The organism is Fundicoccus culcitae, assembly GCF_024661895.1.
In the GTDB taxonomy this organism is placed as follows: domain Bacteria; phylum Bacillota; class Bacilli; order Lactobacillales; family Aerococcaceae; genus Fundicoccus_A; species Fundicoccus_A culcitae.
In genome coordinates this window covers 2,075,155-2,086,829 of sequence record NZ_CP102453.1, presented here as the reverse complement: position 1 = coordinate 2,086,829, position 11,675 = coordinate 2,075,155, and the positions used below count along the sequence as shown (strand labels likewise).

Genomic DNA, 11,675 nt, shown 5'->3' with positions numbered 1-11,675 from the left:
CTTACACGACCTCTTTCTTTTTTAAAATGTTGATGCTGCCTTTATTTAAATACATGATAATGTCGGTTTTAGTAGCTATTTCCTGTGAATGAGTTACCATGATGACACATTTATTTTCTTCATCCACTAGTTTTCTAAAGATATCAATCACACCAACGGCTGTATCATCATCTAAATTTCCTGTTGGTTCATCAGCGATAATAATATCGCAATTGGTTGCGAGTGAACGGGCAATTGCGACCCGTTGTTGTTCACCACCTGATAAATTACTGACTAAGCGTTCAGCGGTAGTTTGATCTATTTCAACACTTTTTAAAAGATTTAATGCGTATTCTTTGGCCGATACATTACTTTGGTTATCAGTCACACTCATGACAACCATGACATTTTCAACAGCTGTCATGTAAGGAATTAGATTAAAATTTTGAAACACAATACCAATTTTGTTTCTTCGATAGGATGCTAATCCCATAACCTTTAATGATATGCCATCAAGTAGTATTTCACCTTCTTTAGGACTATCCAGGGCTGATAACAAGGATAATAAGGTGGTTTTGCCTGAACCAGATTTACCTAAAATGCTATAAAAGACACCTTTTTCAAAGGTTAAGTTTAAGTCCTGAAAGATGTATCTGTTTTTAGAACCATCTAGGTAGTAATACCCGAGTTCTTTTGTTTGCAACGTCATTTCTAATGAACCCCCTTTATTTAAGCCTATTATAGCGGGAGGATATGAGGTCAAAATAAATGGTATGTGAAGTTGATGTGAAGAAAAAGGGATGGGTGGGATTGGGGAAGGAGGCGCTGGATTTTCGGGGACTGAAAGTTATGGGTGAGGGGCGCTTTTGGTTTGGAGACTCATCCGATTGTGAGTGGGAAGTGACAGACCGTCTATCAATGCTCATCTAAGTTATTGTCACATGGAAATATCTGAGTGACTATAACGTTTTCTCATTTTCCACTTACTTTTACCCAGATTTTGGTCAGAATCAAGTTATTCTGTCTTTTGCTCCTTGAGCAGATGACAGATTAGAGCTATTCTGTCTTTTGCTACTCGAGCAGATGACAGATTAGCTTAATTCGGTCATGAAATTAGGTGTTTGATGACCGACTAGCTTTACATAACGTCCGCTCACTTCCCACATACATCTGTATCTGGACACTGCTGACGGAGCGATGACAAAGATTGGAGCGCTACCAATGCAAGCTTCTTCCCACCCACCATCCGCACACTCTTTGTCGCGCAAGCAACCAACCTACCGACCAAAAGCCCGTCAGTTTCCTGCCGGGCTTAAAGTGTTGCAGAGGTATTTAGTTGAATTACCAGATGATGACGCGTTGGTCTTCGGCTAGGTACATGGGGTCCTCGGGCTGTATGTCGAAGGCGTCGTAGAATTCTGGCATGCTGCGTGGGGCCATGTTGGCGCGCAAGGGGTTGGGTGAGTGCACGTCGATGGTCAAGAGCAGGGACAGGTATTGGTCGCGGGCTTTTTGGCACCAGATGCGGGCCCAGTTGATGAATAGGGCTTGTAGGTCGGCGTCGTCTTCGCGTTTTGCGGCTTGAATGGCTGCGGTTAGGCCACCGCTGTCGGCGATGTTTTCTGACACAGTGAGTTTACCGTTGACTTTGCCACCGTGAATTTCGATACCGTCCCAGAGGTTGATCATGGCTTGGGCTTTGTCTTCAAATTGGCGTAAGTCTTCTTCGGTCCACCAGTCGTTCAGATTACCCCGTTCATCGAACTTAGCGCCGTTGTTGTCGAAGGCGTGGGAAATTTCGTGGGCGATAACAGCGCCGATACCACCGTAGTTTTCGCTACGCGTTTGTTCCAAGCTATAAAAAGGTGCTTGCAGGATGGCGGCTGGGAAACAAATTAGGTTGGCATATGGGTTGTAGTAAGCGTTGACTGTATCAGCACTCATGCCCCAACGCTTGCGGTCAACGGGTCCATTCCATTGATCCAATTCGTCTTGGGCTAGGATGGCTACCAAATCCAAGGTGTTTTCAAAAAAAGGCTTTGCTTCATCAATGACTAAGCGGGTATAAACTTCAGGATAGGTATCCGGGTAACCAATCAAAATATCGATGGCATCCAATTTAGTGATGGCTTGTTCAATGGTTGCCTGGGACAGCCAATCATTGTTTTTCAAACGTTCTTTGTAAATATCAATCATCTGCACGACCATTTCGCGAACATCTTGACGGGCTTGCGGACCAAAGTATTTCTTACCGTAGTAGTCCCCAATCACTTGGTCGTACATGCCTACCGCGCGGTAGTAAGCCGCTTTTTTTGCTTCTTGGGCTTTAGGGCTACCGGATAAAGCGAGTTGGTATTGCGCACCGGCTTGACGAAGGTCTTCAGAAAGTAAGCCCGTAGCACCATTAGCGGTCTTGATTAACATCCAAGCTTTAAGGTTCTCAAAGGTTTCATCTGTTAATAAGCTGGCCAAAGCCTCGAAATATTTTGGTTGTTGGACAATCACTTTGTCTACGTCTTGGTGGGTTAAGGTATTCAATAATTGCTTGAAAGAAAATGTGTCATGATAAGCTTCCACTTCATCCATCGTCCGTGGGTTATATATAATGGTATAATCAGCTAACACTTCGGCACTTAAAACGTGTGGTACAATCGCTTTATCAAAAGCCATGGCTTTTTCAACCAAAGCCGAAGCTTGGGCTTCATCATAACCCAACAAACCTAAAACGTCGTTACTCATGGAACTGTATACGGCCAATAATTGTTCCGCAACAGGGTTGCCGTCTTCATAATAGGTCGTGTCTGGTAAAATCGTTGATGGGGCGTCGATATACAAGGCAAACACATCGGTATTTTTCATATCGGCACTGATACCGATTGAAAAAGGTAAAGTCAATCCTTTTAAGGTCCACTCTACCGCTAGCGTTTGTAAGTCAGCGATATTTGTTAAAGATAAAATACGATCTAAATAGGGTTTTAAAGGTTCGCCGGCTAATTGATTTCGTTGGTCGAAATCCATCGCTTGCTTGTAATAGGCAACGAAGGCTTCCTGCTCTTTGTTGGTCAATGCTAAATCACCTGCTGCCATGTCAGCTGTGTCTTGCATTAACAATTCCTCAATCCCATCGCTTAAGGTTATAAAGCCACCTGTTGATGGTTTGTCATCAGGAATTACAGCTTGATCTAACCATTCTTGGTTAACGGCTAAGTATAAATCGTCTTTAATTTTGTCATAGTTTACGGTCATTTAATCCACTCCTTCATTAAATTTTAGCACTGTTTATGGGATTAATCTAGAAACTAATCCCTGCAATTCAGGTATAACTTCCGCTTCAAACCAGGGATTTTTCTTCAACCAGCCCACATTTAATGGCGAAGGATGCACCAAAGGTAGATAGCGCTGCAAATAATCCTGGTAATGCTTCACCGTCTCGGTTAAATTCTTTTGGCGTGTATCGCCTAAATAATACTTTTGTGAATACGCTCCAATTAACAAAATAGTTTCCACTTCCGGCATTAAGTCTAACAACATCGGATGCCACTTCTGGGCAAAACCTTTTCGCGGCGGCAAATCGCCCGACTTACCTTTACCCGGAAAATAAAAATCCATCGGCATTTGTGCAATGTAAGGCGAGTTGTAAAACGTTTCCCGGTCAATACCCATCCACTGACGCAAACGATCGCCGGACAAATCGTTCCAATACAGTTGCGAATCCTGTGCCTTCTTCCCCGGCGCTTGTCCAACAATCACTAACCGTGCTTGCGGGTTCACCGCAAATAAAGGATCAATCCCATGTTGGGTGTAATCCCGGTTCATTTCATCCTCTCGCATTGCTTGCTTTATTGCTTCTAAATCCATCTATGTCGCACCTCCCTAATACAACGGCAATCCTAAATCTAACACTATTTCATCAAAATCTTCGGCCAACAAATACGGCACTTCTCCACGCATGGGCACGGGCTCAAAGGCTTCTGCGAATTCCCGCTTTATGGTCGCCGCTTGGTCTTCGGTTGCATAGTTTTCATAAGCCACCACGGTTTGATCCGCTTCGTTGACCTCCAAGACTAACTCAAAAGCTGTCAAAGCATCCGCGTCAAACGGCGCAAAGCGTACATAAGCCTCAGTCAACTCAGCGCTTGCCATAAATTCCAAGCTAACGACGTCACCTTCGGTCGTCGCCACCGCTTCAAAATCCAGCAACCGCTCAAAATAGTTTTCAAACAAACTTTCATGATAAGCCTCATCCAACAAGACATAACGCCCATCCACAATCTCGCTCAGTGTCCCGACCTTGTCATAAAAATCCTCCAAAGCCACATCGAATGTATTCACCACGTCAAAATCTTCCTCGTAATAATACACCATGTCCGCCAAACGTGCCTCCGGATAGTAATAGGCATACGTCTCGGAATCACGCCCAATATCAAAAATCACTAACATCCGCTGATTTTCACTATCCACCACATAATAATCGCGTCCCACCACCATCTCGTATGAATCCATCGCCGCCCACTCATCCAAAACCGACGTCTGAGCACTAACCCCTGAACCCCCTAAAATAAATATCCCTGCTAAACACACGATCCAATTTCTCATCCGTTCTCCCCCTTATCCACAAAGTTATGCACAAGAACATATGTTTCCCTTCACTTATGCACAGAATTTCTGTGCATAAGTCATGAAATTTAATTGAAAGCAGTGTATAACTACCTTGTTGCTGTGATATTTATTTTACTATAGATGGGGTTCGAACTGAAAAGAAATGGTATCGTGTGGTATAATTTTGAAGAAAAGGAAGGAGTGGGATTATGGCGCAAGATTATACCCAATTAAATGGCGATGCGGAGGCGATTGCGGCGGTGAAGGCCTTGTATGCCGAGCATGATGAATTGCCGTATATTTCGCCAAAACGAGATATTGCTGCTTATTTAGAAAAAATTCAGGTGACGTCTGGCCAAACCGTGCCCAAACGTAATATGGTGCGTCTGGAGGAAGATGTTTTGCCTGGGCATATCATTATATTATGGCGTGTGCGGTTTGGGACGTACACCAACCAGACGGTTATTTCGAAATATTTTGAATATGATTATGGGATTGATGCGAAGTCTGACATTGAAATCTTGATTGATCGTGGTTATGTCCGTGAGATGTCGGCCAAGGAATCCTTGATTTATTTGACGGCACAGATGCTGAAAAAATGGCTGAAGGAAAAAGGTGTTAAGGGCTATTCCAAGTTTAGCAAAGAAGAGTTGATGGATGCGGTGCGCGAGCAGTTTACTGAAGAAGAGTTGGCTGAAAAATATGAAGAGCGCGGTTATGCCTTAACTGATAGCGGCGAGGACTTATTGGATAAGCATCCCGAAGTTATCGACAGACATCCGAAGAAGAAATATTAGTTGGGTTTATTGTGAGAAGGGCTGGCGACAGCTCTTTTTTGTTGGGATTAGTGCTAAGGAACGGCATTTCACTTCCCGTATACCACAAGTGGAATATTCTAACTGAGTTGGTTCCACTTTCCATACTAACACGTGCGTTTTTTGTAGCTAGCACCATCATTTTCAAACAATTTACTTGAAAGTTCAATTATTTGAACTTTTTGGTTGATATTTATTGGAGGGGGTTTTATACTAGGGGTAAGGGGGGTGATGGGATGCAGACCATTCAACAGCGGTTGATGGGGTTGATGGAGGAGCGGCAGTTGAAGCAGGTGGATATTTTGCGTTTGTCGCAGCCGTTTCAAAAAGAGATGGGGATTAGCTTGTCGAAGAGTCATCTGTCGCAATATGTTAATGGGAAATCAAAACCGGATCAATATAAATTACTTTTGTTAGCCAAAACATTGGATGTGGATCCTGCTTGGTTGATGGGGTATGAGGCAGAAGAAACGTCAGTGGTTGATGAAATTTATGATATTAGTTTGAATTTGGATGATTATCGGCAAGTGAAGGTGCGTGACTTTGCGCAAGAACAGTATGGTAGCCAATTACAAGGGGCATTGCCGCAAGAGTCACTCGTTGAGGAAACACTGTATCCTGTTGAAACCGTTGAAGGAGTTGCAGCTGGGATTGGCTTTAGTTATGAAGATTTAAACCGTACAGACACCTTTTATACTGACCGCACGGATTTCAAACCCTATAGTTTTGCAACTCGGGTCTTTGGGGATTCCATGGCCGATTTGATTCATGATGGGGACATTGTGCTAATACAGCAAGGGTATGATAATCAGTCGGGTGGGATTTATGCAGTGGATTACGATGGTAAATCATATTTGAAGAAAGTGTATTTGGAGGATAATCAATTTGTGATGAAATCAATCAATCCCAAGTATCAAGATATCATTATAGATTTACCACTTCCTGAAGGCACGTATTTAAATATCGTTGGTAAAGTCGTTGACTGGTTTACGCCGAAAATTATTTATTAATTTGATGCGGTTTTTCAACGCCTTTAAAAATAAATGACGTTTTTTTCTAATATTTGTTTGACATTTTATAAAAGTTTGATTAGAATACGATTAGTAATTAAATTAAACGCCTTGATGTGGAAAGTAAATTTAGCAGACAATCTTAGAGAGCTCACAGTGGGTGAAAGTGAGTATTGAACGTTAAGTTGAAAATGGCCACTGAGCGGTCACTGCGAGTGAAGTTTCATAAGTGGTGAACGGCAGCATCCGTTAACATTGCCCTAGTATTCCATAGAGTCTTTCTATGCGTACTAGATGAGGTTATTTTAGTGATAAAATAACAAACAAAGGTGGTACCACGAAAGTTTGACTCTCGTCCTTAATTTGATATTAAGGATGGGAGTTTTTTTATGCAGAAAAGGAGGCGTGAAGCACTAAAGTAGCGGTTAGTAGTTTCTGTCGGCGAGTCGCAGTGGTATTTAATAAAAAAGGAGCATTTATGATGAAAAAGTTTTTAACAAGTTTAGCAGCGGTGGCTTTATCTGTATTTAGTGTTGGTCAAGTGGCGTTGGCGCAAGATGCGGGCGAATTTGATGGGGAAAGTTTGACGGTCGGTGTGGCGAGTGATTATGAGCAAGAAGTTTGGGATGTTGTGGTGGAATTAGCCGCAGCTGAAGGTATTGAGGTTGAAATCGTCTTGTTTACGGATTATGTGCAACCCAATATTGCTTTGCAGGATGGATCGGTTGATTTGAATGCTTTCCAACATGTGGCTTTCTTGAATGAATGGAATGAAGCCAATGATGGTGATTTGACACCTTTAGGTTTCACTTATGTGGCGCCATTGCGTGCCTACTCTGATTCGCTCGCCTCTTTGGATGACTTACAGGATGGCGATGTGGTGGCGATTCCTAATGACCCAACTAATGGTGGACGGGCTTTGATTGCTTTGGAGCAAGCGGGTGTGATTGAAGTGGATGATGCTGTGGGAATTTTGCCGACGGTCGATGATGTGACGGTGAATGATTTGAATTTACAATTTGAGGAATTAGAAGCGGCGCAATTACCCAATGTATTGCCAGATGTAGCTGTGGCCTTTATCAACAACAACTTTGCTTTGGACTTTGGTTTAACGGTTGATGACGCCATCTTCTCTGACGGAGATGATATCGAAACTTTAGCGGCTGATTACAAAAACGTGATTGCGACACGCGCGGCTGATGTTGAAAATCCGCTTTACCAACACATCGTGTCTTTATATCAATCTGACGCTGTGGCTGAAAAATTAGCGGAAGTCTCTGCAGGCGCGGACTTACCTGCTTGGACAGCTGACGATGCTTATCCATTGGATTTAAGTGGCGACGCTACGGAAGAAGCAGCTGCTGAAGGCGAAGAAGAAACGGAAGAAGACGCCGAATAATTCTTTTAAACCCTTTTAAATAAATATCCCCCTTCAAGCGATGGCTGGTGCCGGGCTTAGAGGGGGAATTTTTGGGTAAAAGGGTAAAAAAATAAGATAACCCCAGGCACCTAGGCTTGCTCAGTACACGATGTACCTACCCCATTGCGGGACCCAGTGTTTATCCTTTTCAAGTTATCTTACCTAACTATAAATTTAAAAGGCACATGGTTTTACGACTTATAGCTGCTACCTTCCGGTCCTGACTCGATTCGTCGCTCCACCATTGCCTCTAATCATTATACCAAAAATTAGGAATAATGCAAATAAGATTATTACGACCGATAATCTTCATATTGCTTTTCTAAATACGGCTGTATATTATCAGCATAATCTGGATAATCATATCCCAACTTCTCAGCAACACCCACTGAAACCTCTTTAAACAGTACGACCAAAGAAAACAAGGCTTTCCAAACGGCTTCTTCCGAACTCAAATCAAAGCTCTTCACAATCGTTTCCCACGTATCCGCTGCCAGATACTTAGGTAAGAATTTGTCATTTTTCCCGATACTACGGTCAAAACCAAACGCCAAGCCAACTTGCCAGCTGAGCATGCGGAATAATTCTTTACGGACAATTTCATTTAAGTGATCCACAGCAAACAAAAACTCATGGCGTAACAAACCTTTACTCACATAGGTAGTGACCCACCAAAATTCGTTGCAACAATCATCAAACTCAGCAGCACTCGGCTTCTTCAAATGAAACTTACTCGCATCAGCCACCACCGCTTCATCCAATCGCCCATCTTTATCCACAAGCACTGTTCCCAGAGGCTCTTCAGCCAGATATGTGTTCAAATCGGTCAATTCATTTAAAGTCAGATCCATTTTCTGGCCATCGGCAAATAAAATCAAATAGGAAAAACCAAATTCACCCGCTTCAAACAGCTCCATGGCATCGGGCTTTTGCACCAGCGTACGTTCACCAAAATAATCAAGCCAACTTTCGTCCTTAATCCACCTATCAAGCTTTTCCACAAAAAAAGTCACATCAAAATCTTGATAAGCATCCGCAACAATTTCCGGATTCATGCGCGAACCTTCCATGGCAAACACACGAATCGCATCATGCGTCTCCACAAAGGCATACAACTGATCCATCATTTCCTGACTCGTACGCATCATGCACCATCCTTTCCACTTTAACTTATACACAGTCACCTGTGCATAAGTCAGCCGTTTGCTTTATTTTTCTTACGGTCTCTAAGGGTTTTAAAAAAGTTCTTGAGCATCTGACTACTCTCATCTGCTAAAACGCCAGCAACAAGCTCGGGCTGATGGTTAAAACGTTCATCCTCCAACAAATTCATTAAAGACCCCGCACAACCAGCTTTAGGATCACTCGCTCCGTAAACCACTCGACTCACCCGCGACATAATCATAGCCCCAGCGCACATAGGGCAGGGCTCCAAGGTCACATACAACGTAGCACCTTCCAATCGCCAAGCGCCCAAGGCTTCATTAGCCGCTTGAATCGCCACCATTTCAGCATGCGCCAACGCGGCATGATTGATTTCACGTAAGTTATGCCCCGTCGCAATCAACTGGTTGTCCTTGACAATCACAGCGCCAATCGGCACCTCGCCAATCGCCCCAGCTTTCGCGGCTTCCTCCAGCGCCTGCCGCATCCAAAACTCATCTTCCTCGTGCATGAAGCACCTCCTAGTCGTTTGCAGTGATATTTATTATATTAACATTTTAAATGGCTTTCGTGTTAAACTGATAACAGAAAGGATGACGCGCATGTACCAGTCGTTAAAAAAGTTGTACCCCGATTTACTGATCAACCCCTCAACCCCAATAAATACCTCTGCCTATATCCATCTTGTGCTTGATGGCGATGATTTATATATTCCCGCGGACCAGGTGGGTGAAAAAGAACAGGCTTTGTTGGCCATGCTTGATGAAAGGACGGCTGAGGTTGGCCAATCTTATCCTCAGTCTTTGTCGCCTTGGAGTCGTTTTTTGTTAGGCCAATCAACGGATATGCCTAGCAATGCGGCTTCTGTGCGTTGGTTGCATTTAGATTTTCAGGCTTTACCAGAAAATTTTGAGTATGTTTTGTGGTTAGAGACTTTAAGTGAAGCCATCCCTGCCATTATTGCGACCATTCCGTATACTGAGCGTCGCTTGACCATTGTGTTGTCAATGGATGAGGCAGAAGGGAAATTGGTGGAAGATTTGTATGCTGTGTTACAAACATTAGATTCTGACTTTGATTTGATTACCAAAGCTTTGGTTGGGCAAACTTATCAAGTGAATTCGCAATTACCTGAATTGTATCAATTAGAAGTGGACTTGTTTGAACAGGCTTTAAAAAATGATTATATTCAACCCTTTTCGACGTTACCGATTACTTTGTTGCGTATGATGGGACGGAGTTTTTATAACGAACAGCCTTTATTACGCCGGGTTCAACAGACCATTTTAACGCATCCGGACTACATTTCTACGATTACCAAGTTGTTTGAAAACCAAGGCAACTTATCACAGACAGCGGATCAGTTGTTCATTCATCGCAACACCTTAACTTATCGGATGAACAAATTTTACAAAGAGACAGGCTATAATTTACAGCACTTACCCGATTTGATTTTGTGTTATTTGGCGATCTAGGGGTTTGTTGGCTTGGATGGCGAACTGAGCCCCAAATAAAAAACCCGACCTTTCATCAAACAAGGTCGGGCTTTTAGCAGTGTTATCTATTCCAATCCGTTAGATCTTTTAATTTGGCTTGTTTAACATCGGCGATGGTTTGCGTTCCCGCCAGTTGCATCACGCGTTTCAAGTCGGTTTCAAAATATTCCAAGACGGACTTCACGCCTTTCCAGCCACCTAGAGCGAGTCCAAATAAGACTGGGCGACCAAGGGCGACGATGTCTGCACCGCTCGCTAGAGCTTTGAAGATATGTTCACCGCGGCGAATACCACTATCAAAAACAATGGGCACACGACCAGCAACAGCTGCTGAAATTTCGGCTAAGGTTTCAAATGAACCGGGTGCACCATCTAACTGGCGGCCACCGTGGTTAGACACCCAAATACCAGCTGCGCCAGCACCAATCGCAAGCGTTGCATCTTCAGCGGTTTGAATGCCTTTCACAAAAACAGGTAACCCAGAGTATTCAGATAGGAACTTCACATCCCGTGGGCTAATCTTTTGTTTGGATTGGGCATAAATATTGTTCAATGACATATTTTTACCGTCGCCAGATAAATAACGCGAAACAATTGGCATGCCAAATGGGTAGACAAATTTATTATTAATATCTCGTTCACGGTTTCCACTCAAAGTAGAGTCAGCGGTTAGAATAATGGCGGTTGCGCCATCGGCTTTAGCTTCATCTATAATGTTACGGTTAAATTCATCATCTTTACTCATATAAATTTGGAACCAGCGAGCATTGCCTTGCAAACCTTCTTCAATTTCGGAGAATTTTGCCCCTGAGTAAGCACTGATTGACATAATCGTTCCGCCAAATTCAGCAATCCCTTTAGCTGTTCCTGCTTCTTTGGTTTCATGGGCTAAACCATGTGCAGCAATCGGAGCCATGATAAACGGCACTTTCAAATCATGACCCAGAATAGACGTAGATGTATCTGGAAACTCCACATCTGCTAAAACACGCGGTAAAATCCCTTTTGAGTTAAAACTAGCCACATTACGGCGTAAGGTGAATTCATCACCTGAACCCCCAGCTAAATAGCCCCAGCCACCTTTAGGCATGACTTCTTTAGCAAAATCTTCTAACTCCATAGTGTTGACCACATTAATGGCTTTAATTTCAGTTGGTGCATGGTAGCCTTCCTCTTCAGCAATCGCCTCAGG

General features: G+C 43.2%; 11 protein-coding genes, 1 other RNA gene and 1 other annotated feature. Of the genes, 4 read left to right on the top strand and 8 right to left on the bottom strand.

Going from position 1 to position 11,675, the window contains the following annotated elements:
• Nucleotide 1: 1 nt before the first annotated feature.
• The 4 genes from NRE15_RS09465 to NRE15_RS09450 form a co-directional block, all read right to left on the bottom strand.
• Nucleotides 2-688, bottom strand: coding sequence for an ABC transporter ATP-binding protein (locus NRE15_RS09465; RefSeq protein ID WP_313792635.1), 687 nt, complete (start codon nucleotides 686-688; stop codon nucleotides 2-4).
• A gap of 632 nt (nucleotides 689-1,320) precedes the next feature.
• Entirely contained in the window at nucleotides 1,321-3,225 is a 1,905-nt protein-coding gene (locus NRE15_RS09460) for a M13 family metallopeptidase (protein ID WP_313792634.1), read from the bottom strand.
• Between the two features lie 33 nt (nucleotides 3,226-3,258).
• Nucleotides 3,259-3,837, bottom strand: coding sequence for a uracil-DNA glycosylase family protein (locus NRE15_RS09455; RefSeq protein WP_313792633.1), 579 nt, complete (start codon nucleotides 3,835-3,837; stop codon nucleotides 3,259-3,261).
• Between the two features lie 15 nt (nucleotides 3,838-3,852).
• Nucleotides 3,853-4,575, bottom strand: coding sequence for a hypothetical protein (locus tag NRE15_RS09450; protein ID WP_313792632.1), 723 nt, complete (start codon nucleotides 4,573-4,575; stop codon nucleotides 3,853-3,855).
• 212 nt (nucleotides 4,576-4,787) lie between these two features.
• Here NRE15_RS09450 and NRE15_RS09445 point away from each other — a divergent pair, with 212 nt between their 5' ends.
• The 3 genes from NRE15_RS09445 to NRE15_RS09435 all read left to right on the top strand — a co-directional run bounded on the left by NRE15_RS09445 (nucleotide 4,788) and on the right by NRE15_RS09435 (nucleotide 7,802).
• Complete coding sequence (locus NRE15_RS09445) at nucleotides 4,788-5,375, top strand: hypothetical protein (protein WP_313792631.1); 588 nt, start codon at nucleotides 4,788-4,790, stop codon at nucleotides 5,373-5,375.
• A gap of 254 nt (nucleotides 5,376-5,629) precedes the next feature.
• Nucleotides 5,630-6,403, top strand: coding sequence for a S24 family peptidase (locus NRE15_RS09440; protein WP_313792630.1), 774 nt, complete (start codon nucleotides 5,630-5,632; stop codon nucleotides 6,401-6,403).
• Nucleotides 6,404-6,505: 102 nt separating this feature from the next.
• Nucleotides 6,506-6,766, top strand: a binding site (T-box leader).
• Between the two features lie 118 nt (nucleotides 6,767-6,884).
• On the top strand, nucleotides 6,885-7,802 hold the full coding sequence (locus tag NRE15_RS09435) for a MetQ/NlpA family ABC transporter substrate-binding protein (RefSeq protein ID WP_313792629.1): 918 nt from the start codon (nucleotides 6,885-6,887) through the stop codon (nucleotides 7,800-7,802).
• 184 nt (nucleotides 7,803-7,986) lie between these two features.
• Here NRE15_RS09435 and ffs read toward each other — a convergent pair.
• The 3 genes from ffs to tadA all read right to left on the bottom strand — a co-directional run bounded on the left by ffs (nucleotide 7,987) and on the right by tadA (nucleotide 9,498).
• Nucleotides 7,987-8,083, bottom strand: an RNA gene (ffs, locus tag NRE15_RS09430) — signal recognition particle sRNA small type.
• 33 nt (nucleotides 8,084-8,116) lie between these two features.
• A complete protein-coding gene (locus NRE15_RS09425) occupies nucleotides 8,117-8,971 on the bottom strand; it encodes an aminoglycoside 6-adenylyltransferase (protein WP_313792628.1) in 855 nt (284 codons plus the stop codon).
• Between the two features lie 47 nt (nucleotides 8,972-9,018).
• Entirely contained in the window at nucleotides 9,019-9,498 is a 480-nt protein-coding gene (tadA, locus tag NRE15_RS09420) for a tRNA adenosine(34) deaminase TadA (RefSeq protein ID WP_313792627.1), read from the bottom strand.
• Nucleotides 9,499-9,589: 91 nt separating this feature from the next.
• On the opposite strand from tadA, the gene NRE15_RS09415 reads away from it, so the two are divergent.
• Complete coding sequence (locus NRE15_RS09415; RefSeq protein WP_313792626.1) at nucleotides 9,590-10,462, top strand: PucR family transcriptional regulator; 873 nt, start codon at nucleotides 9,590-9,592, stop codon at nucleotides 10,460-10,462.
• An 82-nt stretch (nucleotides 10,463-10,544) separates the two neighbouring features.
• On the opposite strand, the gene NRE15_RS09410 is transcribed toward NRE15_RS09415, so the two are convergent.
• Complete coding sequence (locus NRE15_RS09410; protein WP_313794984.1) at nucleotides 10,545-11,603, bottom strand: lactate oxidase; 1,059 nt, start codon at nucleotides 11,601-11,603, stop codon at nucleotides 10,545-10,547.
• Nucleotides 11,604-11,675: the final 72 nt, after the last annotated feature.

Excerpts from the sequence above, each read along its gene's own strand:
- NRE15_RS09410 (WP_313794984.1), bottom strand. The coding sequence starts at position 11,603 with ATGGAGTTAGAAGATTTTGCTAAAGAAGTCATGCCTAAAGGTGGCTGG.
- NRE15_RS09440 (WP_313792630.1), top strand. The coding sequence starts at position 5,630 with ATGCAGACCATTCAACAGCGGTTGATGGGGTTGATGGAGGAGCGGCAG.
- NRE15_RS09435 (WP_313792629.1), top strand. The coding sequence starts at position 6,885 with ATGAAAAAGTTTTTAACAAGTTTAGCAGCGGTGGCTTTATCTGTATTT.
- NRE15_RS09465 (WP_313792635.1), bottom strand. The coding sequence starts at position 688 with ATGACGTTGCAAACAAAAGAACTCGGGTATTACTACCTAGATGGTTCT.
- NRE15_RS09450 (WP_313792632.1), bottom strand. The coding sequence starts at position 4,575 with ATGAGAAATTGGATCGTGTGTTTAGCAGGGATATTTATTTTAGGGGGT.
- tadA (WP_313792627.1), bottom strand. The coding sequence starts at position 9,498 with ATGCACGAGGAAGATGAGTTTTGGATGCGGCAGGCGCTGGAGGAAGCC.
- NRE15_RS09445 (WP_313792631.1), top strand. The coding sequence starts at position 4,788 with ATGGCGCAAGATTATACCCAATTAAATGGCGATGCGGAGGCGATTGCG.
- NRE15_RS09425 (WP_313792628.1), bottom strand. The coding sequence starts at position 8,971 with ATGATGCGTACGAGTCAGGAAATGATGGATCAGTTGTATGCCTTTGTG.
- NRE15_RS09455 (WP_313792633.1), bottom strand. The coding sequence starts at position 3,837 with ATGGATTTAGAAGCAATAAAGCAAGCAATGCGAGAGGATGAAATGAAC.
- NRE15_RS09415 (WP_313792626.1), top strand. The coding sequence starts at position 9,590 with ATGTACCAGTCGTTAAAAAAGTTGTACCCCGATTTACTGATCAACCCC.
- NRE15_RS09460 (WP_313792634.1), bottom strand. The coding sequence starts at position 3,225 with ATGACCGTAAACTATGACAAAATTAAAGACGATTTATACTTAGCCGTT.